This window comes from Corynebacterium singulare (genome assembly GCF_000833575.1).
GTDB lineage: Bacteria > Actinomycetota > Actinomycetes > Mycobacteriales > Mycobacteriaceae > Corynebacterium > Corynebacterium singulare.
Genome location: NZ_CP010827.1, coordinates 1,399,486 through 1,421,816, shown reverse-complemented (window position 1 = coordinate 1,421,816; position 22,331 = coordinate 1,399,486). Strand labels below are relative to the sequence as shown.

The window sequence follows — 22,331 nt, the reverse complement described above, 5'->3', positions numbered from 1 at the left end:
CCAAGGAGATTGTCCAGCCATGCCGATTATGAGCGATTCTGAGCTCAACCGCCGCCGTAACGACATCCTCGTCGGGGCGAGAAAATGCTTCGCAGAGCATGGCTATGAAGGCGCCACAGTCCGCCGATTGGAAGAGGCCACCGGAAAGTCGCGAGGCGCCATCTTCCACCACTTCGGTGATAAGGAATCGCTCTTCCTCGCGCTGGCTCGGGAGGATGCCGCCCGGGAGGCGGAGGTCGTGGCAAACAACGGTTTGGTCGAGGTGATGAGCGAAATGCTCCGCCACCCTGAGCGCCACGAGTGGCTCGCCACCCGCCTAGAAGTGGCCTCAATGCTGCGCACCGATCCTTCCTTTGCCACTCGCTGGCGCGAGGAACAGGAAGTCCTTGGCAAAGCCGTGCGCGCCCGCTTGGAATCCAATGCTGAGAAGGGCCGGCTACGCGACGATGTCTCCATCGACACCTTGGTGACCTATCTGGAGACCTTTATGGATGGATTCATTAACCGCCTCGCACTGGGTGACACGTCTCACTTGGAGCAGGTTCTTTTGTTGGTTGAGCAGACAATCCGCGGAACGCGCACGCAGTAGTTGCACACTGTTTCCTCGTTATGGGCAGTGTGTCCTCATTACACTGTGAGGCATGGAGCACACTCCCCTACGCCTTCCACGTACGAAGCTTGAGATCTACGAAGGTGACACGGCAAACCTTGTCCCTGTACAAGCTCGCGCACACGATGCACAGCCAAACTCTCACGTCGATACGTCGGGAATACGCGAGGTCATCGAGGATGCTGGTCCTCAGCCGGGTCGGCTGAAACTCAGTGCCATAGCCGTCTGGCTCCCTATGGTTTTGGTCGCGCTGTTCATATGTCGTACGGCGTTTTCTTTCTCCGAGAATGGTTTCGGGCCGTCTAACAGCCCTCATCCAGGCTCTGATCCATTTTCTTGGATCCCGGTTTTCGCTTGTATATTCAGTCTCATTATTCTCGGGGTGGGGTTGTGGAACGTTGGCAAGGATATTGCCCGTGCACGCCGTCTTCGTACTGCGTGGCGAAACGGTTGGGTCGAATACCGACCTGCGCTTATTGGTGAGCTTGTTTACCTGCGCAGCAGAACCGAAGGTTCGGAGAAGAATGAAAGGACGCATTTTTATTACTCCGCACCGCTTTTAATTCTTCAGCCAGATGGCTCCCTGCAGAACGCGACATCCGGAGAGTTCCGGGCCGACTATCCAAACCGGTTGAAATCACTGGGCGTTGCCGTGGCGAAGGAGTCCCGTATAGCCACTGTAGATTCCACCCGCAATAGCGGGTGGACTGTCGCCGCATATCGTACTGATAGTCAGAACCCTGAGGCAGAACTCCCGTGCGGATTATCCCGCAAGCAAATCGAAGCCATTCTTCAGTTCGCCGAACAGCGCTGGGTTACATAGCCGCGTTGCGTGCAGACCTTGGGAAAATCAGTGCCGTCCACCCACGCACGATTTACGGGTACTGCTCCCCCAGGGGCCTGTTGTACATAGCCCACAGGGTTTTACTACCGCTAGTCTGTGAGGTATGACTCATTCTCCTATCCGACTGCCGCGCACAAAGCTCAAGATCTCAGATAAGGCGCGAGCTTACCTTGCACCAGAGGAATCTCAAACGCATGATTCCCAGCCAAATCGGGAAATCGACCGCAGCGGTATCAGAGAGGTCATTGACTCCACTGGCTTGCCACCGAGCCGCGCAAAGGCAAGCGATGTGCTCGCAGGATTATTCATTGGTTTCTTCGGCGTAACTGCGGCTTTCCTCGCACTTATATTCGGGTTTGTAATCTTCATTTCTGCTGGAAGCGACGAGGGAGATAGCTCCGGTATAGTGCATGGATTCCTAATTTGCGGGGCGCTCGCTGTCGTGTTTGTCGGTCTTGCCATTCTCGTTGTACGAAGTGAGAAACGTAGTTCCAAGCGCACGTCCATTGCCTGGAAAAACGGATGGATCGAATACCGGCCGGCACTCATCGGGGAATTGGTGTTGCATCGGCGCAGGAGGAATGACGACTCAACAGATCATTACTACAAAGCTCCACTACTAATTCTTCAACCAGATGGCTCAATGCCGAAAGCATGGTGCGCCGAATTTGTCAGCGCCAATCCCAATTGGCTAAAGATGCGCGGTTTCACCGTGGCGGATGGCCCGCTGGTTGCCACGGTGGACTTCAACCATAACAACGGTTGGCATGTCGTTGCCTACCGTGCTGACGATCCCAACCCCACTTCCGCGCTTCAACACGGGCTCAGCAAAGAGCAAATGGAGGCTGTCTTGACCTTCGCCGAAAATTCATGGGTGAAGTAGGTCGGATGTTCCAGAATTCACTCGCACCATTCGAATTTCAGAGTCATTTCTATTCTGACCGAATTATCCCGAAGACCAGGCGGTCCGTGTCCTCTCCTAACCCGGCACCCGCAACGCCCGATGTCGCACGAGCTGTCTACGCCGCCGGACCTTTCCCCGGAAAATCAGCGCTCAATAAAAAATCATTGGTGGGGCGTGCCATCCTTGTGCTAATCCTCGCAGCTTCCGCCACTGCCCTAGTCATGGACGATGAGGTCATCATCCACCCAGCGATTTCCTGGGCCATCAAACTGCTCTTGTCCGCAGCGTTCATTGTGGGAGTACACGACCTTGGGAAATCAATCCGACGCAACACTTGGGGTGCGCAGCGCGTTCAACTCGCCGCACAGAACGGATGGCTCGAGTATTACCCAGCGCTTGTAGGTGAAATCTGGAACACTGGCACCGTCGAACATGAATATGATCCGACGGAGTATTGCTACCGGGCCAAAGCGAGACTGTTTTCCAGGGATGGTTCGAGCTTCGACATCACTACTGAAGCCTTTCTTGACAACCGTACTCCTGAGGAATGTGCTCGCATGGGCATCGCTGTGGTCGACGATGCAGAAGACGCGAAGTTTGAGCGAGTGAACGGTTGGTACCTAGCAGGTCACATAGCCACCAAGCCGCTTAGTGAAGCCGGCTTCTTGCACAGGCTCACGGAAGGTCAAGTGCGGGCTGGGATCACTGCTGCACTGCGTGCTTAGTAATGCGGGCTATGCCTCCAAGGCGAAGCTCCCCATCCAGCACTATAGGTGCTGGCTTCTCAGTTAGTGTGCGAACTATGACACAATCCCCCATCACTCTGCCGCGCACCAAATTGAAGCTTTCGCCGCATGAGCCGAGAACTCTTGCAGCTCAACAATCTACAGCCGATGTATCTCAGCCAAATCCACATATAGATCGCAGTGGTATCCGCGAAATCATCGATGGCGCCGGCCCCAGCCCGGGACGCGCCCTCCTGGAAAAGAATTCCACTGGACTCATCACCGGAATACTCGTCATTACCGTCCTTGCCATAGGCCTCGCGATAGCTGCAGCCGCCTTTGCGGTGTACTCGGAGACGAAGGCAGCAGGACCCGTCATTCTCATCAGCCTTCTCATTTTTGTCGCACTGACGGTATTCCTCGTCGTCGCTTCTGTCCGCGGCAAGAAATCGTTGAACCGCATGGTGAAAGGCATGGATAACACATGGAAGAACGGATGGATTGAATACCGGCCAGTCCTCATAGGCGAGCTAGCCCTGGTGCGGCAGAAGGACGACGGCGACACAATGACGTACTACTACACCGCACCGCTTCTGATGTTGCAGCCAGATGGGAGCATGAACAGGGTGCCTTCAAGCCAGTTCACTAATAGGGACCCAGCGTGGCTGAAGGCGAAAAAATTCGCTATGGCCGACAGCCCACAGACGGCCACCGTCGACTTCACTCACAATAATGGCTGGGATGTCGTTGGCTACCGTGTGGACCTTCCTAACCCGGAGCCCCAGTTTGGGCTCGGGCTCACTAAGCAGCAGGTAGAAGCAGTTCTCTCCTTCGCAGCGAAGAATTGGGTGCGCTAAATATCCTTAACGCTCCCGTCGCCGTCGATGAACTCCAGCGGAGAGGACGGCAGTGTCTCGCGCGTGGCCACTTCGGTGACAACGTCGGCTACCAAATCGCGCGATGTCTTCATATCAGCAGTGCGCTGCGAATCCTCTGTGAAGACGGTAATGCCCTGCGCTGGCTCCTCAGTGAGAGCAGCTGGGCCAAGGATGAGGTAGTTCAGGTTAGTGGAATTTAGCTTATTGTCCACTGCCTTCTTGGACTCCACGTAGGCATACCACTTTTCGTCAGCAGGATCGGTGGTATTCGTCGTAGCCCCCATGTAGGAAATCATGATGTAGGCAGGAGTGTTCTTGCCGGCGGCAGCAAGCTTCTCCAGACCCGCAATCGATGCGAGCGCAGCATCGCGGTCCACTGCCCAGGTAACCTCAGCGCCAGCGCGGCCGCCGTTTCCTGCTCCCCAGACCACGACATCGTAGTCCGCAAGCAATTCGGCCCACTGCTCCTCGGAGATCTCCGTGAGGTCGCGCACCACCGGGGTCGCTCCCAGCGCCTCGATATCAGCGACCTGATTGGGGTTACGGATAAGGGAGTGGACGTCCACGTTGGCGTCGACAAGCTTCGGCGCCGCCAGCAATCCCACCTTGCCGTGGCCGCCAATGTAGAGAACCTTCTTGCGTGCAGTAGTTGTCGTACCAGTCATGAGCGCCACCGTACGCCCCTGCACTCGATTCTGCATGACCCCTGGGCAGCGCGAAAAGCCCACAGGATACAATCGAGTCATGATCGCCATCATGACTGTCACCGGTGCCGACAGCACCGGCATCATCGCCTCCGTGACCACTGCTCTTGCTGAACTCAACGTCAACATCATTGACGTCTCGCAGACTCTCATGTCTGGGTACTTCACAATGATCTTGCGCGTCGAGTTTGCTGAGAACATTGTGTCTATCCAGGAGATTCAGGAGCGGATGAACACGGTGGGAGAATCCATTAACCAGTCCATTCGTGTGCAGTCCGAAGCGCTGTTCACTGCCATGAACGAGATCTAGGGACGATAACGAGTCATGCTTAATCGTTTCAATACCGTCAGCATTCTCGACACTATCGAGATGATCGAGAAGTACCGCCTCGACATCCGTACAGTCACTATGGGCATGTCGCTCCTCGGCTGCACGCGCCCCACCATGGAGGCTACCGCTGAGGCCGTGTACGACCGCGTTACCACCCGAGCTTCTCAACTGGTCGAGGTCTGTGAAGGCATCGAGGCCGAACTCGGCATCCCCATCGTCAACAAGCGTATTTCTATCACCCCAGTATCGCTCATTGTCGCAGGCGTGGACGGCAACCCTGTCGACGTCGCACGCGCTCTCGACCGCGCTGCTGCTGAGACCGGAGTCGACTTCGTTGGTGGCTACTCTGCCCTCGTTGAAAAGGGCGCGACAACCGCAGAAAAAGCTCTCATCCGCTCCATCCCGGAGGCACTCGCAGAGACTAACTTGGTGTGCTCCTCTGTGAATATCGCGTCCTCGCGTGCCGGCATCAACATGAATGCTGCGGCACAGATGGGTCGCATTATTAAGGAGGCCGCCGAGCTCACCAAGGACCGTAGCGCTATCGGCTGCGCCAAGCTCGTGATCTTCGCCAACTCCGTGGGCGATAACCCCTTTATGGCAGGTGCCTTCCATGGCATCGAGGAGCCGGATTGCGTTGTCTCCGTGGGTGTGTCTGGCCCGGGTGTTGTGGACCGCGCGCTGGGTTCTCTGAAGGGCGCCACCCTCAATGAAGTTGCTGAAGAGGTCAAGAAGGCTGCCTTCAAGGTCACGCGTGCCGGCCAGCTTGTCGGTTCGCTTGCGTCAGAGCGCCTCGGCGTTCCATTCGGCATCATCGACCTCTCCCTTGCTCCGACTGCGGAGTTGGGCGATTCCGTGGCCCACATCTTGGAACACATGGGCCTCGATCAGGTAGGCACCCACGGCACCACCGCAGCCCTCGCGCTGCTTAACGACGCCGTCAAGAAGGGCGGCATGATGGCCTGCTCCCGCGTGGGTGGTTTGTCCGGTTCCTTCATTCCGGTCTCCGAGGACAAGGGCATGATCGACGCGGTGCGCTCCGGCGCCATCTCCATTGACAAGCTCGAGGCCATGACCTCGATTTGCTCGGTGGGCTTAGACATGATCGCTATCCCGGGTGACACCTCCGCGGAAACCATCGCTGGCATGATCGCTGATGAAGCCGCCATTGGTGTGATGAATCATAAGACCACCGCAGTGCGCGTCATCCCGGCCCCGGGCACCAAGGCTGGCGACGAGGTCAACTTCGGGGGCCTGTTGGGCTACGCCCCAGTCATTCCGGTTAACGAGGTAGGCAACGCCACCTTCATCAACCGCGGTGGTTTCATCCCCGCGCCGGTTCACGGCTTCCGCAATTAAGGACGCAGGATTCTCTCTTCCTTCAGGGCGAATCAGGCGCTGGCGTTGCGAAGTTGCTTCTCCAGTCCGGCGAGCAATGGCAACGCTAGCTGTGCGCGGTCGGTGTCAATCCCCCAATCCTCCGCTTCGCTGCGCACCATGCGCGCTGTGGCATTGAGAAAGTGCGCGAAGTTTTCCACCACAGCGCGGTTGCCATTGCGAACACCTTCCGTCAAAACCGTATCACTGAGCCGCCCGGTCCAAATCTCGAGCATGTGCGGTGATGTGCTCTTGGCTATCGTCGTGCACGCAGCACGGGCCAGCCGCCATCCTTCATCGTCGTGCCACACGCCACCGGGCGCGCGCAGACGGCACGAGATGATAGCTGCTCCTTCGACTGCCGGGATAACTCCGAGACGCACGCAGGTTTCTACGTAGTCGGCGCCGTGGCCGACGGCCATGATAGGGCCAATGTCTTTGACGAAGCCGCGGGTGTCATCTTCTGTGACGTACCAAGCGCGGAACGTGAGGTAGTCCTCGTAATGGAAGTGGCTGGATTCAGCCAAGACATTCAGAATGCGGGTAGCCATCGACTTGGTCCATACCTTGTCGGTGCGCAGGTAACCAGTCAGGCGCTCACGGATCTGATCCACGTGGTCGTCCCACTCCCCTGACTCAATTCCTTTCTTGAGTTCCGGGTAGGCCCAGTCCACGCGGATATCGGGCCGTTTGCTCACTAAACCAGTGAGTAAAGGTTCAATGACGGTATCTACGGTGTCGGCGGTGCTCATGTCCTTCTTCCTCTCTTGCCCAGCACGGCGGGGTCTTACCACTGGCAGACCCTGTACGTGGGAGACGGAAGAGACCCAAGAATTAGAGTCTTGAGCGGTTCGTGATTGTGCCACCGATTCTAGCGCACTATAGGTTTTCCTGACGGCCCATTACCGCAGCAGCGCGAAGGAACTCGCGGTGCGCACTGTCCACATCGACGGCCGTCACCAGGCTCGTGTTGGGCTCATCGCCCCACCGACCTTCGAGGTCCGCCACACTCGTGCCGCGCAGCCACTCCGGCTCGGAGGCGACTCGAACAGTCGTGGATGCTGTAAAGAAGGGGACCTTCTTGAGGGCGACCATGCAGGTGAGAAGATCGTGGATCTGGGATTGATACCCAGCTCCGTGCGCTTCATGGAACTCGAAGTAAAAGCGCATCACCTCCGGCAGAATTTTTGCCGTTGGATGCTGCCCTAAAGCCTTGAGGAGCTGATCAAGCCGGGATGGACCAATCAACATCGTTTCAGTCACGTTGAGGGTGCACAGCGTTATGCGCCGCGATGCGGACGCAAAGAAATCACGTGCGGCGTGCGGATCGACCCAAAAATTCCATTCTGCGGTCGGCGTAGTATTACCGGGATAGTTCACGGCGCCGCCCATGACGGCCACGTCCGCAAAAGAGGCATACTCAGCACGATGCGTGGCGGCGAACTCAGCGGCGTTGGTCAGCGGGCCAGTCACGATGAGCAGTGCGCCGCGCCGAGCGGCAGCTGACCAGATATCAGTCCAGTTCGGTAACGCTTCTTCAGTAGCTGTCGAGGAATTTTCCGGGACCGAGAGGTACCCCAGACCACTGTCTCCATGTGTTTCCGGTGTCGTGATGAGTTCTACGTGTTTCGGCCCGGGAAGCCCTGCAGCCACGGGGATTTCCTCGAGTCCGCACAGTCCCAAGATATAGGCTGCGTTTCGAACTGTCTGGTCTATTCCGACATTTCCGGCTGTGGTGGTGATCCCCACCAGTTCCACCTCCCCGGCGTGATGAAGCGCCGCGAGGTAGATAAGAGCGAGAGCATCGTCGATGCCGGGATCACAGTCAAGAAGGACAGGCTGAGCGGTCATGCTCATCAGCCTATTAGGCTAACTCAACGATTTCCATGTATTCGTCATTCCACAGATCCTCATCGCCATCGGGCATGATGATGACGCGCTCGGGGTTGAGTGCCTTGACGGCTCCTGGGTCGTGGGTCACGAGGACCACAGCTCCCGTGTAGGTGCCGAGGGCATCAAGCACCTGCTCGCGGGACTGCGGGTCGAGGTTGTTCGTGGGCTCGTCGAGAAGCAGCACGTTCGCGCGGGAGGACACCAGCGTGGCCAGTGACAAGCGGGTCTTTTCACCACCAGACAGCGTTCCTGCGGGTTGCTCCAGTTTGTCACCGGAGAACATGAAGGCACCCAGCAGCCCGCGCAAATCCTGCTGACCAGCATCGGGGCAGGCATCGATGGTGTTTTCCCACACGGTCTTATCAGGGTCGATGTTGTCGTGTTCCTGAGCAAAGTAACCGATACGCAGACCGTGACCGGTGACGATGCCGCCCTCACCGTCGGTACGCTCCACGCCAGCGAGCAGCTTGAGCAGTGTTGTTTTGCCGGCACCGTTGTACCCGAGCACCACAACGCGTGAACCCTTATCGATGGCCAAGTCCACCCCGGCGAATACCTCGAGCGAGCCGTACATTTTGGTCAGGCCCTTGGCGTTCATGGGCGTCTTGCCGCAGGGAGCGGGCTCAGGGAACTTGATGTGGGCGACCTTATCGGCCACGCGGACATCGTCCAACTCGTTCATCATGCGCTCGGCACGGTGCAGCATCTGCTTGGCGGCAGCGGCCTTGGTGGCCTTCGCGCCGAGCTTTGCGGCCTGCTTGTGCAGCGCCGCAGCTTTCTTCTCAGCATTCGCGCGCTCGCGGCGGCGGCGAGCCTCGTCTGTGGCCCGCGCATCGAGGTACTTCTTGAAGCCCATGTTGTAAACATCCGCTTCCGCACGCACGGCGTCGAGGAACCAGACCTTGTTGCACACGGCCTCCAGCAGGTCCACGTCGTGCGAAATCATCACGAGGCCGCCCTCATGCTTGGACAGGAAGCCGCGAAGCCAGGTGATCGAGTCGGCGTCGAGGTGGTTCGTGGGCTCGTCGAGAAGCAGCGTGGTCTGGGACTTACCGGAGCCAGCCGATGCCGCGAAAAGAATCTGCGCTAGCTCCACACGCCGGCGCTGACCACCGGACAAAGTCTTGAGTTGCTGGTCCAGAACGCGCTGCGGAAGACCTAAATTGTCGCAGATTTGCGCGCACTCGGAGTCAGCTTCGTATCCGCCGAGCGCGTGGTACTCCTCCTCCAAGCGCGAGAACTTCCGAATGGCTTTGTCACGGAATTTATCGTCCGTGGCGGTTTCCATGAGTTCTTGTTGCTTGGCCATACGGCGCTTGATGTCATCAAGCCCACGGGCTGAGAGCACTCGCTCACGCGCGGTCTGCTCGATGTTGCCTTCGCGGGAGTCCTGCGGCAGGTAGCCAATGGGGCCGGAGCGGGTCACCGAACCGCCGTAGGGTTCGGTCTCGCCGGCCAAGACACGCATCGTTGTGGTCTTGCCCGCACCATTGCGGCCCACCAAGCCGATGCGATCCCCGGGCTGGACACGAAGGTGCTGGCCGGGGGCGTCGAGAAGCGTTCGTGCGCCGACGCGCACCTCGAAATCATTGGTCACAATCACGTCGAAACAGTCTAGCAACCAGCGAAGATAAACCCGAACCGCACAGTTCCACAACGAGGCACCGTGGAGCCACCACCGTCAACCCCACAAATCCCCAGACCTAGGCCCCGCAAATCCCTGCTCATTTGTTCTCAATGAAGCAGCGCTTGACGACGTCCACCTGCGTCTTGCGGGGTTGAGGTCTGGGGATATGCATTTGAGTGAAAACACTGCGATGAAGGCAAGTGAGAGATGGACTGATACGCAGAACGCCGCCGGTCCGTCCGCGCATGGTAAAGCGCTATGTCGGGCCGGCGGCGTCGGTGCTGGGCCGCGGCGTCTCTTCGACGCTATACGGCGAAGCCGAGGGCCTGGAGCATCTCGCGGCCTTCTTCAGAGATCATGTTCGGACCCCACGGCGGCATCCATACCCAGTTGAGCTGGACTGCGTCCGCGAGCTTGTTTCCCACGATGACATCATCGATCTGCTCACCGATGACATCGGTCAGCGGGCAGGCTGGGGAGGTCAGCGTCATGTTGATGACGCAGGTATTTTTACCGTCGATCTCGTCGAGCCACAGGTCATAGACTAAGCCGAGGTCAACGATGTTGATGCCGAGCTCAGGATCGATAACATCGCGGAGGTACTCCGTGATGTCGAAGGCCTTCGCAATCTGCTCTTCGGTCTGCTCAGGTTTGACAGCGCCGCCATCGAAGGAGGCGTTCTCATCCTGGTACGGATCGGTGGGATCCGTAGAGTTCGTGGTCTCAGCCATTTACTTCTCCAATTTGTTCAAGGCTTCAGCGGTGGCAGCCTGAAAAGCCTTCCACCCTAGAAGCGCGCACTTGACACGGGCGGGGAACTTGGCCACACCAGCAAAGGCGATGCCATCCCCGATGATTTCATCGTCACCCTCGATCTCGCCGCGAGAGGTCACCATCTTCTCAAACTCCGCGAGCTTGCCATTGGCCTCCTCAAGCGGGCGGCCGACAATCTCCTCCGCCATAACGGAGGTCGATGCCTGCGAGATGGAGCAGCCCTCAGCGTCGTAGGAGACGTCCTCGACGGTAGAGCCATCCGCCGACAGCTTCACCCGCAAGGTGATCTCATCGCCACACGAGGGATTAACGTGGTGGACCTCTGCCTGACCTTCACGCAGGCCGGAGAATTTCGGGTTCTTGTAGTGGTCCAGGATGACGTCCTGGTACATGGAATCTAGGTTCATTCGCTCACTCCAAAGAAGGCGCGGGCTTCCCGCACCGCCTCTACAAGGGCGTCGACCTCGTCCTCAGTGTTGTACAGATAAAAGCTGGCACGTGCGGTCGAATTAGTTTTGCACGCGCGGTGCAACGGCCATGCACAGTGGTGGCCGGTGCGGATGGAGACTCCATGGGCATCGAGAACCTGTCCCAAGTCGTGCGGATGGATTCCCTCAACGACGAAGGATACCGCTCCCCCACGCTCCTCGGTGTTCTCGGGGCCGATGATGCGTAGACCTGGGATCTCGGTGAGTTTCTCCAGCGCATAAGCAGTGAGCTTCTGCTCGTGGGCGTGGATAGCCTCCATCCCCACGTCACTGAGATACTTCACCGCTGCACCTAGTCCGACGACCTGGCTGGTCATCTGGGTTCCGGCCTCGAAACGCGTGGGCGGCTCCGCGAAGGTGGAGTTATCCATCTTCACCACTTCGATCATGGAACCACCCGTCAGGAACGGCGGAAGTTTCGCAAGCAACTCGGCCTTTCCGTAGAGCACGCCGATGCCCGTCGGACCGCACATCTTATGGCCTGAGAAAGCAGCAAAGTCCACGTCAAGGGCATGGAAGTCCACCGGCATATGCGGGACGGACTGGCAGGCGTCAAGGACCACCATGGCACCCACGACACGTGCGCGTCGTACAAGTTCCGTAACGGGAGCCACTGCTCCTGTCACGTTGGACTGGTGAGTAAAAGCCACGACCTTGACGGAATCATCGAGCTCAAGTGAGTCGAGGTCGATGCGACCGTCTTCGGTCATGGAGTACCACTTGAGCGTTGCACCGGTACGCTGACACAACTCCTGCCACGGAACCAAGTTGGCATGGTGCTCGAGTTCGGTGACCACGACAGTGTCACCTTCACCAATGTAGAGCTCACCAGCACGCTCATCGCTGAGCGTGAAGGCAACCTCGTTGAGTGCTTCAGTAGCGTTTTTTGTGAAGGCAATCTCATCTCGGTCGGCGCCGACGAAGGCAGCGATGGCCTGACGAGCGGACTCGTAGGCATCATCGGCTTCCTCCGCCAGCTGATAGGAGCCGCGGTGCACCGGTGCGTTGGTACCGAGGACGAATGCTTCCTCAGCCTTCCACACCGGCAGCGGACGTTGCGAGGTTGCTCCCGAATCCAGGTACACCAAGGGCTTACCATCGCGCACAGTGCGCGAAAGGATGGGGAATTGCTCCCTAATCGCAGTAACGTCTAGTTCAGACATAGGTCCTTCTGCTCGGTTCTTCTACTTGTCGCGCGCGGCCATCGCGCGTCTCGGTGTGGTTGGGGTACTAGCTTTACTTGAGGAACTGATCGTAACCGTCAGCCTCAAGCTGATCAGCCAGCTCTGCGCCACCAGTCTTGATGACCTGACCATCAGCAAAGACATGGACGAAGTCTGGGGTGACGTAGTTGAGAATGCGCTTGTAGTGCGTGATGAGGAGGATGCCGCCGTTGGTCTCATCCTGGTAGCGGTTGATGCCATCGGAAACAACGCGCAGGGCGTCGACGTCCAGGCCGGAGTCGGTCTCATCCATAACGGCGAACTTCGGCTTGAGGATATCAAGCTGCATAACCTCGTGGCGCTTCTTCTCACCACCGGAGAAGCCCTCGTTGACAGAACGGTGAGCGAAGGACTTATCGATGGAGAGCTTTTCGCGAGCCTCGGTGAGTTCCTTGTTCCACTCGCGCAGCTTCGGGGCCTCGCCACGGATGGCAGTGACAGCAGAGCGCATGAACTGAGCCATCTTCACGCCCGGTACCTCGGTCGGGTACTGCATAGCCAGGAAGAGGCCAGCGCGAGCGCGCTCGTCAACTTCCATCTCGAGGAGGTTTTCGCCGTCGAGAAGCACCTCGCCCTCAGTGACCTCGTACTTGGGGTGGCCAGCGATGACGTAGGACAGAGTGGACTTGCCGGAGCCGTTCGGGCCCATGACAGCGTGGGTCTCACCGGAGTTGATGGTGAGGTTGACGCCCTTGAGAATCTCCTTGGCCTCGCCGTCCTCCTCATTCGGGAGTACCTGCGCGCGAAGGTTCTTGATTTCCAGAGTAGACATGGAGTTGGTACCTGCTTTCGGGGAGTTTTAAGCGTTGATCTTGGCGAGCTCGTCGACGACGCGGGATTCCAGATCCTCACGTAGGGACTCGACCGGGATGCGGGAAATGACTTCAGAGAAGAAACCGCGGATGATGAGGCGGCGAGCCTCGGCGGCAGGAATACCGCGGGACATGAGGTAGAACAGCTCGAGGTCATCGAAGCGGCCCACGGTCGCGGCGTGTCCGGCACCGACGATCTCACCAGTCTGGATTTCTAGATTCGGGATGGCGTCAGCGCGCGCTCCCTCGGTGAGGATCAGGTTGTTGTTCGTCTCATAGGTGTCGGTGTTGTTGGCATCCTTGCGGATGAGCACGTCACCAACCCAACAGGTGCGAGCCTCAGGGGTGCGGGACGAGGCGCCAGCCTCCTCCTTCTCAGCGGCCGTCGCGCCCTGTAGGGCACCCTTGTAAAACACGCGGGAGCGGCAGTTCGGGACATCGTGGTCCACGAGCAGGCGGTTCTCAAAGTACTGGCCAGCATCAGCGAAGTACACACCGAGCAGCTCGGCGTCGCCGCCAGGGCCGTCAAAGACCACGCGCGGGACGAGGCGCACAATCTCGCCGCCGAAGATGGCGGTGTTGTGGCGCAGGACGGCATCGCGGCCGACCTTCGCAACCTGGTGGGACAGGTGAACAGCGTCATCCTCCCAGTCGGCGTCAACAACGACTGTCACCTGGGCGCCATCCTCCAGCACAAACTCCACGTTGTCTGCGTGAGTGCCAGAACCGACGTACTTCAGCACCACGGTAGCCTCAGCGTGGTGGCCCACGTGAATGGAGGTTGCGCCGAAGGAGGTCACGCCTTCGCCGGCACCGGTGATGGTGATTTCAACCGGCTTGTCCAGCTGTGCCTCTGCGGCAACGGTGACAACCTGTGCTTCCGGCATGGAAGTCCAGGCCTGAGCGGCAACGCGGTCCGCTGGTGCACCAGCGGCACCCAGACGGGAGTCATCAGCAGCCACGGTCTCGGTGGTCACGCCTTCTGGAGTGACGACGTCAATTTTCTGTGCGGTAGCCGGCGCGAACTCGCCATTGTGCAGGCCGCGAAGGTTACGCAGCGCGATGAAACGCCAGACCTCATCACGGCCGTGCGGTACCGGGAAATCCTCGACGTTGAACGAGGTGAACTGGTCACCCTTAGTGACGTCAGCTGGGTTAAATTCGTTGGAAGCTACCACTTAGCCCACCGATCCTTCCATCTGCAGTTCGATAAGGCGGTTGAGCTCCAAGGCGTATTCCATCGGAAGCTCCTTAGCAATCGGCTCGACGAAGCCGCGCACGATCATCGCCATGGCCTCTTCCTCGGCGATACCGCGAGACATGAGGTAGAACAGCTGCTCCTCAGAGACCTGGGAGACAGTTGCCTCGTGGCCCAGGGTGACGTGATCGTTGCGGATGTCGTTGTACGGGTACGTGTCCGAACGCGAGTCGTTATCCACCAGCAGAGCATCACACTCGACGTTTGCGGTGGAGTTCGAGGCATTGTTATTGACCTGGACAAGACCGCGGTACGCGGCGCGGCCACCGTTACGGGCCACGGACTTAGACACGATGTTGGAGGAGGTGTTCGGCGCCATGTGGATCATCTTGGATCCGGTGTCCTGAACCTGCTTGTCGCCGGCGAAAGCCAGGGAGAGAACCTCACCCTTGGCGTGCTCACCGGTGAGCCAGCAGGACGGGTACTTCATGGTGACCTTGGAGCCGATGTTGCCATCAACCCATTCCATGGTGCCGCCCTCTTCCACCTTGGCGCGCTGGGTCACCAGGTTGTACACGTTGGTGGACCAGTTCTGGATGGTGGTGTAGCGGCAGCGGCCACCCTTCTTCACCACAATCTCAATGACGCCGGTGTGCAGGGAATCCGAGTTGTAAATCGGGGCGGTGCAGCCTTCAATGTAGTGAACATAAGCGCCCTCTTCGACGACGATGAGGGTGCGCTCGAACTGACCCATGTTCTCAGTGTTAATGCGGAAATAAGCCTGAAGCGGGATGTCCACGTGCACGCCCTTCGGCACGTACACGAAGGAACCACCGGACCAGCAGGCGTTGTTGAGCGCGGAGAACTTGTTGTCACCGGCCGGAATAACAGTGCCGAAGTACTCCTGGAGAATCTCCGGGTACTCACGCACAGCAGTATCGGTATCGACGAAGATAACGCCCTGTTCCTCAAGATCCTCCCGGATCTTGTGGTAAACAACCTCGGACTCGTACTGAGCAGCAACACCGGAGACAAGGCGCTTCTTCTCTGCATCCGGGATGCCCAGCTTGTCGTAAGTCTCCTTGATGTCCTCCGGAAGGTCATCCCAAGTCTGGGCCTGCTTCTCGGTGGAGCGGACGAAGTACTTAATGTTGTCGAAGTCGATGTCAGACAGATCCGGGCCCCACGTCGGAACCGGCTTCTTGTTGAACACGCGCAGTGCCTTGAGGCGCGACTCGAGCATCCATTCAGGCTCGTTCTTCTTCTGCGAGATGTCACGAACGACATCCTCGCTCAATCCGCGGTGTGCTGCCTGGCCGGCTTCGTCGGAATCGTGCCAGCCATACTCGTAGCCACCGATGGAGGAGATGATTTCATCATCGCTCATCTTGGTTTCAAGCCCTGGTGCTGGTTGTGCCTGTGTCAAAGCCCGCTCCTTTCTCGTCGATTAGCGTTCTTCCCGTCCCGCCGAAGACGGCGGCACGGGTGTAAGAGGGATGTTTGTGGTGCAAATTCCGTGGCCATCCGCAATAGAGGCCAAAGGCTGCACATGTTTTCCTAAGAGGGCGGAGAAGACTTCCTGCTCAGCCTCACACAGCTCCGGATGCTCGGCAGCCACATGGGCGACCGGGCAATGGTGCTGGCAGATCTGCACGCCGTTACCCACAGAGGTCACCGTGGCAGCGTAACCATGTGCATCAAGAACCTCGGCAAGTTCACGTGCTACCTCCGGTACCGATTCATCGTCAGCCACCAAAGGTTTCACGTCCTCCACGAGGCGCTCGAAACGAGCCTTCGCAAAGCGGCGCACGGCCTCCGGCCCGCCGGCTTCCCGGAGCGCAGTGAGAGCTTCGGCGGCGAGCTGGTCGTAGGCGTGGCCAAATTGGGCACGGCCCTGATCTGTGAGGCGGAAGTGCTTAGCTGGGCGACCACGGCCAGCCGTATGCCCTGGGCGGGCCGGCGGACGGCGGTGAACCACCTCGGTGAGTCCTTCTTCCACCAAAATGTCTAAGTGCCGGCGAATGCCAGCAGCCGAGAGACCTAGACGCTCACCCAGGTATGACGCCGTTACCGGGCCGTCCTTGAGAAGCAACAGCATGACATGCCGGCGGGTATCGCCTTCAGTGGAGCGAGTCTCCTTCGTCACGGTGTGCACCTCCTTGAGTGTGTCCTAGCAAACGTGTCTCAGATTAGACAACACTAGTGTTCCTTAATTTTTTCCCGATTTCCACTCTTTCATCCACAGAGGCACCTGCGTGTCGCCCGATAGGCGAGCGACTAAGGTAGACACTCATGAAAGAAGAGCGTCACTACACCCGAACGGGGCGATTCAAGCGCGCCGTGTGGGGCGTACGCGATGAGCTGCCACGGATGGGCTTAGCAGGGTCCCGCTCCGCGCTGCTCCACCAGGACGCTCCGGACTCGCTGGGAACGGGGAAGGACGCCGCGCTTGGCGCCGTCCACCGTCGCACCATCGCCCATCTCCGCACTCTCTTCACACTCCGATGGCTGGGCACGATTGGCTCGCTTCTCATCGCCCTAGGAGGGTTAGGCGCCGGCGCGCTGCCAGTGGTGGGAAATCCCTATGAGTCGTTGCCGTTTGGCTCACTCATGTCCCGCATGCTGCAGTCCGCCTCGGCCATAGTTTTCATCGGCGTGGGATTCATGGTCGTGGCCTGGATCTGCATGGCTCCCCTCGTAGGTGCCCCACTGCGCCTTTCGCGCCGCAGCCGTGGGGAAGATTCAGCGCACACGCAGCGGTTTAGCCACTCTCCCCACGTCGTAACACAAAGCCACATGTGGCGCACATGGTTGGGGTGGGAGCTGCCGCTTCTCTTCACCGCTCCCCTCTTTACCCAGGACATTTACTCTTACCTGGCCAACGGCTCCATTGTTCTCCAAGGCCTCGACCCCTATTCGGCGGGTCCCGTGGAACTCTTAGGCGCAGATAATGATCTTGCGCGTTCCGTCCCCTTCATCTGGGCTAACTCACCGTCACCCTATGGCCCGGTGGCACTGGGATTGGCTGCGGCTGTGAGCTGGATAACGAGTGACTCCATCATCTGGGGTGTAGTGGCGCACCGAGTTCTCTCCTTGGCCGGCATTATCGCCGCAGGATGGGCTATCTCACGCCTTGCTGTGCGTTGCCGGGTCTCCCCTGAGGCCGCTCTCTGGCTGGGCATCCTTAACCCTCTCACCATCCTGCATCTCGTCGGCGGCATCCACAACGAGGCCTTCATGCTGGGTTTGGCCCTCGTCGGCCTGGAATGCGGGCTGCGAGCTGTGGGCGACGAGAACTCCTCACGATGGCACCGCTGGGTTCTTTTCCTTGTTTCCGGTGTGCTTATCTCCTGTGCGGGCATGGTCAAGGTCACGGGTTTCATCGGTTTGGGTTTTGTGGGGATGGCGCTGGCCCGAATGCTCGTCGATAAGCACGGCGTCTCACCAGTGCGCGCCATCCTCCGTGCTGGGATCGCACAGGTTATGATTCTTGCCGCATCGATTGCTGCAGTCACCATCACGACAGGAATAGACATCGGGTGGATTTTTGGCCAGGGCGGTGCCGCTACCATCCGCTCGTGGCTGTCCACGACGACGTCGGTAGGCGTCGGCGCCGGATTCCTCGGAATGCTACTGGGGTTGGGCGATCACACCGATGCCATCCTCACCGTCACGCGCGCGGTGGGTGTTCTCATCGCCACCGCGTTCATGGCGCGCATGCTCTTCGCCACCTATCGCGGCGCGATTCATCCCGTCGGTGGATTAGGCGTGTCTACATTCGTCCTCGTCGTTTTCTTTCCCGTCGTGCAGCCGTGGTACATCCTGTGGGCCGTGCTCCCCCTTGCCGCGTGGGCCAACCGCCGGTTCTTCCGGCTGGCGGTCATTATCTACTCGGGAGTGATGAGTTTCATCGTGCTCCCGCGCGGACTAGGCCTTCCGCCGGGAACAGTACTCGTCATCTACCTAGCAGCCGTGGTCACTTTCCTTATCCTCGCAACCGCGGGGTGGGTTGCGCTACGCAGGGCCGGCGTCCGTGTCCTACACTAAGCCTTCGTGAATACAACAGCTCTGGTCCTGGATAACGTCGTCAAAACATACGGCGATGTCAATGCTGTGGACGGACTCAGTTTCCGCGTCAACCGGGGCGAAATCCTCTGCTTACTCGGGCCCAACGGAGCCGGCAAGACCACCACCATCGAAATGTGTGAAGGTTTCACCAAGCCCACCTCCGGAAACATCGACGTTCTCGGCCTAGATCCCTCTCGTCACCCCGATGCCGTGCGTGCACGAATCGGCATCATGCTGCAAGGGGGAGGCTCCTATTCCGGAATCAAGGTGCGCGAGATGCTGAAACTAAGCGCCTCATATAACGCCAACCCGCTCGATCCGGACTGGTTGCTCGAGACCCTCGGGCTCACCGGCGTGGCAAAGAACACATACCGTCGCCTATCCGGTGGACAGCAGCAACGCCTCTCTCTGGCGCTGGCGATAATCGGGCGCCCCGAACTCGTCTTCCTCGATGAACCTACGGCCGGCATGGATGCTCAATCGCGCCTCGCCGTCTGGGATCTCATTCGCGCTCTGCGGGAGGATGGCGTCACCGTTGTCCTCACCACACACCTGATGGATGAGGCAGAGGCACTGTCGGACCGAGTCGTCATCATCGACCATGGCCAACTCGTAGCCAGCGGCACCACGGCAGATCTCATGGAGACCTCCGAAACCGCGCAAGTAAGCTTTGAAACTGCTACCCCGGTAGACCTTGAGGCCCTTCACACCGCAGGTATTTCTGCCGAGGCCGTGCGCCCGCTCCACTATCGACTCGCCAGCACCGTCAGCCCTGAGGCTATTGCGGCTCTCGCCACCGCGTTGGCCGCACAAGACGTGACGCTGCGCAGCCTGGAAACCTCGCACCGCAACCTCGAAGAAGTTTTCCTCGACCTCACAGGTCGGGAAATGCGTAGCTAGAACAATCCCGTACACCGCGCGCACCTAAGGACACACACTATGAGCACCTTCGCACCTGGAACCTTTTCCCCACAGCCCCAGCGCGTGGGCGTAGCCGCCATGGCCCGCGCACAAGGAGCCATTGAGTCCAAGCTGATGGTGCGCCACGGCGAGCAACAGCTGCTCAGCGTTATTATTCCTCTCGCGATTCTTATCGGTGCCCACAAGCTAGAAAGCATTACGGGCCATGGCCTGGAGGAGATTTTCCCTATGGTGCTTGCCGTCGCCGCCACCTCCTCCGGTTTTACGGGGCAAGCGATTTCCCTCGCCTTCGATCGTCGCTACGGCGCACTCAAACGTACAGGTGCCTCGGGAGTGCCTGCCTGGGCCATTATCGTGGGCAAGATCATCGCGGTGCTCTCCATGGTGGTTATCCAGGTTCTCGTGCTGGGTACCGTCGCAGCCATCCTGGGATTACGGGTAGGTGCGGAGGGCATCGCAGTAGGTATCGTGGCCTTGATCCTTGGCGTCGCCGCCTTCACTGCGCTAGGCCTTCTTCTCGGCGGCACGATGAGCTCCGAGGTGGTTCTCGCTGTATCCAACCTCATCTGGTTTATCCTGCTCGGTACGGTGGGCTGGGTCATGTATTCCCAAGGTTTGGGCGATAACGGCCTCTTGACGCTTGTACCCACCGTGGCTATGGCAAGTGGGCTCGACACTGCGTTGACCGGCGGATTCCCCGGGTCCGAGCTACTCGTCCTTGCGGGGTGGGCGGCAGTCGCGTCGTTCGCCGCGGTGCGTTGGTTCCGCTTCGACGGTTAAATGTGACTTTTCTCCCCACCAAGCGTGGGCACAGCAGGTGGTATTAGTCCCGGGAACGCCCGAGCGGTAGGCTGAGGAGCCGTGAGTACTGCCAACATTTCGTCGCCCCACTCTTCTATCCAGGATCCCGGACACGCCGTCGGCCCTTCAGTGAAGACGCAGCGCATCCTCGCGCTCATCCTGTTGCTGTGCCAGGCTGGCATCACCGTTTCTGGATCCATCGTTCGCGTCACTGGCTCCGGCCTGGGGTGCGTCACGTGGCCCAATTGCCACCCCGGCTCCTTGGTGCCGCTCGAGGGCGCTGCACCGCTCGTGCACCAAGTGATCGAATTTGGCAACCGCCTGTTGACGTTTGTCGTGGGAGCCGCCGCTGTGGCCACTATCGTGGCGATGCATAAAGCCAAGCGCCGTACCGAGCTAAAGGTCTACGCATGGCTCGGCTTGGCCGGCATCGTGGTGCAGGCCCTCATCGGTGCTCTTTCGGTCTTCCTCAAGCTGTCCTGGTGGTCGGTGGCCATTCACTTCCTGCCGTCGATGGTTCTGGTGTGGATCGCCGCCATGCTCTACTCACGCATCGCTGAGCCCGATGATGGCATCCCCACGCGCGTCTTCCCTACTGCTATTCGTACGCTCGCGGTCATCGCCGCGGTGGCGCTGTCCATCGTCTTGCTCACCGGCACCTTTGTGACAGGTTCAGGTACTCACTCCGGTGATGCTGGGGTTGGCATGGAAGGGCGCCTCGGTGTTGACACTTATGGCATGGCCGTCATTCACGCCATCTGCATGTATGTGTACCTTGCCCTGACGTTGATCATGGTCTTTCTTCTGCACCGCTCGGGTGCTCCCAAGGCCGCCAAGAACGCCGGTTGGGTTCTCATCATGTGCATCGTCGTGCAGTGGGCTATTGGTGTGGCCCAGTTCTACCTGCACATTCCGCGTTGGACAGTACCTTTCCACGTCGGCATGTCTTCCGTGGTCACCGCGTTCACCGCACTGTTGTGGGCACATGGCCGCCGCCGCGTGGATGCACGTGATGTGCATTCACTCGACGGTGAACCGACCACAAAGCGCTAAGCCGTTTAAGAAATCGACTCAAACGCCTGTCCCCAGTCATAATGACGCTGAGGCACCGCATCCCCGTCTGTGGGAGGCGGTGCCTTTTTGCTGCGCTGTGATCGGGGTTTCGTTTAGCCTAGGTATATGCATGCAATTCAGGTAACCACGACCGGAGGGCCAGAGGTCCTCACCTACACCGAGGTAGACAACCCAACGCCGACGGACGAGCAGCTGCTTATCGACGTCTCCGTGGCCGGTGTTAACTACATCGATACTTACTACCGCGAAGGCATTTACAACGCCTCTACCCCATTTATCGTGGGCTTTGAGGGAAGCGGACGAGTAGTCCATGATCCGAAGGGCGAGATTGCCGAGGGCACCATGGTGGCCTGGGACCATGCCTTTGGTTCCTACGCAGAACAGGTCTGCGTGCCCCGTGACCGCGTCGTCGCCGTCCCCGATGAGATTCCTTCTGCTGTCGCGGGCTCAATGCTGCTGCAAGGCATGACGGCCCATTACCTCAGCCACGGCGTCTACCAGCTCGGCGAAGGTGCTTCCTGCCTAATTACTGCCGGCGCAGGTGGTGTGGGCCTCGTTCTCACCCAGATGGCTAAGTCGCTCGGAGCAACGGTGTATTCAGTCGTCTCGACCGAAGAAAAGAAGAAGCTGGCTTACGAGGCCGGCGCCGATGAAGTCTTCCTCTATAGCGAAGGCTTGGCGGAGCAGGTACGCCGCTTCAACGGTGGACGCGGCGTGGATGTGGTCTACGACGGCGTGGGCAAGGACACGTTCAACGAGTCCCTCGAGGTTGTCCGCCCACGCGGCACAGTGGCGCTTTTCGGCGCTGCTTCCGGCCCGGTTCCCCCTATGGACCCGCAGCTGCTTAACAAGCACGGCTCAATTTTCCTCACCCGCCCCTCCCTGGGCGCGTGGACCGCGCAGGAGGGTGAGTTCCACATGCGTGCTCAGGCCGTGGTCCAAGCCGTTATTGACGGTGATATCACGTTCCGTGTCTCGGCGGAGTATCCACTCGCCGAGGCTGCACAGGCTCACCGCGACTTGCAAGGCCGTAAGACTACCGGATCCATTGTCTTGCGTGTACGCGAGGATTAACTGAC

The 22,331-nt window shown here is 59.1% G+C and carries 23 protein-coding genes; 12 read left to right on the top strand and 11 right to left on the bottom strand.

Features of this window, described 5'->3' with window-relative positions; translation table 11 throughout:
* The first annotated feature begins 19 nt into the window (after positions 1-19).
* The 5 genes from CSING_RS06615 to CSING_RS06595 all read left to right on the top strand — a co-directional run bounded on the left by CSING_RS06615 (position 20) and on the right by CSING_RS06595 (position 3,940).
* Entirely contained in the window at positions 20-589 is a 570-nt protein-coding gene (locus tag CSING_RS06615; protein ID WP_042530798.1) for a TetR/AcrR family transcriptional regulator, read from the top strand.
* A 52-nt stretch (positions 590-641) separates the two neighbouring features.
* Complete coding sequence (locus CSING_RS13310; RefSeq protein ID WP_084226179.1) at positions 642-1,433, top strand: hypothetical protein; 792 nt, start codon at positions 642-644, stop codon at positions 1,431-1,433.
* 124 nt (positions 1,434-1,557) lie between these two features.
* Complete coding sequence (locus CSING_RS06605; protein WP_042530794.1) at positions 1,558-2,337, top strand: ABC transporter permease; 780 nt, start codon at positions 1,558-1,560, stop codon at positions 2,335-2,337.
* Between the two features lie 86 nt (positions 2,338-2,423).
* Positions 2,424-3,083 carry a hypothetical protein gene (locus CSING_RS06600; RefSeq protein WP_144403121.1) on the top strand — a complete coding sequence of 220 codons (660 nt, stop codon included), beginning with the start codon at positions 2,424-2,426 and terminating at the stop codon, positions 3,081-3,083.
* Positions 3,084-3,160: 77 nt separating this feature from the next.
* Complete coding sequence (locus CSING_RS06595) at positions 3,161-3,940, top strand: hypothetical protein (RefSeq protein WP_042530792.1); 780 nt, start codon at positions 3,161-3,163, stop codon at positions 3,938-3,940.
* Here CSING_RS06595 and CSING_RS06590 read toward each other — a convergent pair.
* Positions 3,937-4,626, bottom strand: coding sequence for an NAD(P)H-binding protein (locus CSING_RS06590; protein ID WP_042530790.1), 690 nt, complete (start codon positions 4,624-4,626; stop codon positions 3,937-3,939). The genes CSING_RS06595 and CSING_RS06590 overlap by 4 nt on opposite strands.
* A gap of 79 nt (positions 4,627-4,705) precedes the next feature.
* Here CSING_RS06590 and CSING_RS06585 point away from each other — a divergent pair, with 79 nt between their 5' ends.
* Both CSING_RS06585 and CSING_RS06580 read left to right on the top strand, forming a co-directional pair.
* Positions 4,706-4,975, top strand: coding sequence for an ACT domain-containing protein (locus CSING_RS06585; protein WP_042530788.1), 270 nt, complete (start codon positions 4,706-4,708; stop codon positions 4,973-4,975).
* 15 nt (positions 4,976-4,990) lie between these two features.
* The gene (locus tag CSING_RS06580) at positions 4,991-6,355 is read left to right on the top strand and encodes a PFL family protein (RefSeq protein WP_042530786.1); all 1,365 of its coding nucleotides are present in this window, start codon (positions 4,991-4,993) and stop codon (positions 6,353-6,355) included.
* 32 nt (positions 6,356-6,387) lie between these two features.
* On the opposite strand, the gene CSING_RS06575 is transcribed toward CSING_RS06580, so the two are convergent.
* The 10 genes from CSING_RS06575 to CSING_RS06530 all read right to left on the bottom strand — a co-directional run bounded on the left by CSING_RS06575 (position 6,388) and on the right by CSING_RS06530 (position 16,486).
* Positions 6,388-7,125 carry a DUF2785 domain-containing protein gene (locus CSING_RS06575; RefSeq protein WP_042530783.1) on the bottom strand — a complete coding sequence of 246 codons (738 nt, stop codon included), beginning with the start codon at positions 7,123-7,125 and terminating at the stop codon, positions 6,388-6,390.
* Between the two features lie 127 nt (positions 7,126-7,252).
* Positions 7,253-8,224, bottom strand: a complete 972-nt coding sequence (locus tag CSING_RS06570) for a nucleoside hydrolase (protein ID WP_042533235.1) — start codon at positions 8,222-8,224, stop codon at positions 7,253-7,255.
* Positions 8,225-8,237: 13 nt separating this feature from the next.
* On the bottom strand, positions 8,238-9,869 hold the full coding sequence (locus CSING_RS06565) for an ABC-F family ATP-binding cassette domain-containing protein (RefSeq protein ID WP_042530781.1): 1,632 nt from the start codon (positions 9,867-9,869) through the stop codon (positions 8,238-8,240).
* Between the two features lie 329 nt (positions 9,870-10,198).
* Positions 10,199-10,624, bottom strand: a complete 426-nt coding sequence (locus CSING_RS06560) for a metal-sulfur cluster assembly factor (protein WP_042530779.1) — start codon at positions 10,622-10,624, stop codon at positions 10,199-10,201.
* Positions 10,625-11,074, bottom strand: a complete 450-nt coding sequence (gene sufU / locus CSING_RS06555; RefSeq protein ID WP_042530777.1) for a Fe-S cluster assembly sulfur transfer protein SufU — start codon at positions 11,072-11,074, stop codon at positions 10,625-10,627.
* A complete protein-coding gene (locus CSING_RS06550) occupies positions 11,071-12,318 on the bottom strand; it encodes a cysteine desulfurase (protein WP_042530775.1) in 1,248 nt (415 codons plus the stop codon). The genes sufU and CSING_RS06550 overlap by 4 nt, the downstream gene beginning before the upstream one ends.
* 73 nt (positions 12,319-12,391) lie before the next feature.
* Positions 12,392-13,150: a Fe-S cluster assembly ATPase SufC gene (gene sufC / locus CSING_RS06545; protein WP_042530772.1), complete on the bottom strand. Its 759-nt coding sequence runs from the start codon at positions 13,148-13,150 to the stop codon at positions 12,392-12,394.
* A 27-nt stretch (positions 13,151-13,177) separates the two neighbouring features.
* Positions 13,178-14,368, bottom strand: a complete 1,191-nt coding sequence (gene sufD / locus CSING_RS06540) for a Fe-S cluster assembly protein SufD (protein ID WP_042530770.1) — start codon at positions 14,366-14,368, stop codon at positions 13,178-13,180.
* The gene (sufB, locus tag CSING_RS06535; protein ID WP_162484150.1) at positions 14,369-15,775 is read right to left on the bottom strand and encodes a Fe-S cluster assembly protein SufB; all 1,407 of its coding nucleotides are present in this window, start codon (positions 15,773-15,775) and stop codon (positions 14,369-14,371) included.
* A gap of 60 nt (positions 15,776-15,835) precedes the next feature.
* The gene (locus tag CSING_RS06530; RefSeq protein ID WP_042533233.1) at positions 15,836-16,486 is read right to left on the bottom strand and encodes a helix-turn-helix transcriptional regulator; all 651 of its coding nucleotides are present in this window, start codon (positions 16,484-16,486) and stop codon (positions 15,836-15,838) included.
* A gap of 194 nt (positions 16,487-16,680) precedes the next feature.
* Between CSING_RS06530 and mptB the strand changes: the two genes are divergently transcribed.
* The 5 genes from mptB (at position 16,681) to CSING_RS06505 (ending at position 22,326) form a co-directional block, all read left to right on the top strand.
* Complete coding sequence (gene mptB, locus CSING_RS06525; RefSeq protein WP_042530766.1) at positions 16,681-18,435, top strand: polyprenol phosphomannose-dependent alpha 1,6 mannosyltransferase MptB; 1,755 nt, start codon at positions 16,681-16,683, stop codon at positions 18,433-18,435.
* A gap of 6 nt (positions 18,436-18,441) precedes the next feature.
* Entirely contained in the window at positions 18,442-19,356 is a 915-nt protein-coding gene (locus tag CSING_RS06520; protein WP_042530765.1) for an ABC transporter ATP-binding protein, read from the top strand.
* A 39-nt stretch (positions 19,357-19,395) separates the two neighbouring features.
* On the top strand, positions 19,396-20,157 hold the full coding sequence (locus tag CSING_RS06515) for an ABC transporter permease (RefSeq protein WP_042530763.1): 762 nt from the start codon (positions 19,396-19,398) through the stop codon (positions 20,155-20,157).
* Between the two features lie 117 nt (positions 20,158-20,274).
* Positions 20,275-21,231 carry a COX15/CtaA family protein gene (locus tag CSING_RS06510; protein ID WP_407637950.1) on the top strand — a complete coding sequence of 319 codons (957 nt, stop codon included), beginning with the start codon at positions 20,275-20,277 and terminating at the stop codon, positions 21,229-21,231.
* Positions 21,232-21,357: 126 nt separating this feature from the next.
* A complete protein-coding gene (locus CSING_RS06505; protein WP_042530760.1) occupies positions 21,358-22,326 on the top strand; it encodes a quinone oxidoreductase family protein in 969 nt (322 codons plus the stop codon).
* Positions 22,327-22,331: the final 5 nt, after the last annotated feature.

Excerpts from the sequence above, each read along its gene's own strand:
- CSING_RS06615 (WP_042530798.1), top strand. The coding sequence starts at position 20 with ATGCCGATTATGAGCGATTCTGAGCTCAACCGCCGCCGTAACGACATC.
- CSING_RS13310 (WP_084226179.1), top strand. The coding sequence starts at position 642 with ATGGAGCACACTCCCCTACGCCTTCCACGTACGAAGCTTGAGATCTAC.
- CSING_RS06605 (WP_042530794.1), top strand. The coding sequence starts at position 1,558 with ATGACTCATTCTCCTATCCGACTGCCGCGCACAAAGCTCAAGATCTCA.
- CSING_RS06595 (WP_042530792.1), top strand. The coding sequence starts at position 3,161 with ATGACACAATCCCCCATCACTCTGCCGCGCACCAAATTGAAGCTTTCG.
- CSING_RS06590 (WP_042530790.1), bottom strand. The coding sequence starts at position 4,626 with ATGACTGGTACGACAACTACTGCACGCAAGAAGGTTCTCTACATTGGC.
- CSING_RS06585 (WP_042530788.1), top strand. The coding sequence starts at position 4,706 with ATGATCGCCATCATGACTGTCACCGGTGCCGACAGCACCGGCATCATC.
- CSING_RS06580 (WP_042530786.1), top strand. The coding sequence starts at position 4,991 with ATGCTTAATCGTTTCAATACCGTCAGCATTCTCGACACTATCGAGATG.
- CSING_RS06575 (WP_042530783.1), bottom strand. The coding sequence starts at position 7,125 with ATGAGCACCGCCGACACCGTAGATACCGTCATTGAACCTTTACTCACT.
- CSING_RS06570 (WP_042533235.1), bottom strand. The coding sequence starts at position 8,224 with ATGACCGCTCAGCCTGTCCTTCTTGACTGTGATCCCGGCATCGACGAT.
- CSING_RS06560 (WP_042530779.1), bottom strand. The coding sequence starts at position 10,624 with ATGGCTGAGACCACGAACTCTACGGATCCCACCGATCCGTACCAGGAT.
- sufU (WP_042530777.1), bottom strand. The coding sequence starts at position 11,074 with ATGAACCTAGATTCCATGTACCAGGACGTCATCCTGGACCACTACAAG.
- CSING_RS06550 (WP_042530775.1), bottom strand. The coding sequence starts at position 12,318 with ATGTCTGAACTAGACGTTACTGCGATTAGGGAGCAATTCCCCATCCTT.
- sufC (WP_042530772.1), bottom strand. The coding sequence starts at position 13,150 with ATGTCTACTCTGGAAATCAAGAACCTTCGCGCGCAGGTACTCCCGAAT.
- sufB (WP_162484150.1), bottom strand. The coding sequence starts at position 15,775 with ATGAGCGATGATGAAATCATCTCCTCCATCGGTGGCTACGAGTATGGC.
- CSING_RS06530 (WP_042533233.1), bottom strand. The coding sequence starts at position 16,486 with ATGCTGTTGCTTCTCAAGGACGGCCCGGTAACGGCGTCATACCTGGGT.
- mptB (WP_042530766.1), top strand. The coding sequence starts at position 16,681 with ATGAAAGAAGAGCGTCACTACACCCGAACGGGGCGATTCAAGCGCGCC.
- CSING_RS06515 (WP_042530763.1), top strand. The coding sequence starts at position 19,396 with ATGAGCACCTTCGCACCTGGAACCTTTTCCCCACAGCCCCAGCGCGTG.
- CSING_RS06505 (WP_042530760.1), top strand. The coding sequence starts at position 21,358 with ATGCATGCAATTCAGGTAACCACGACCGGAGGGCCAGAGGTCCTCACC.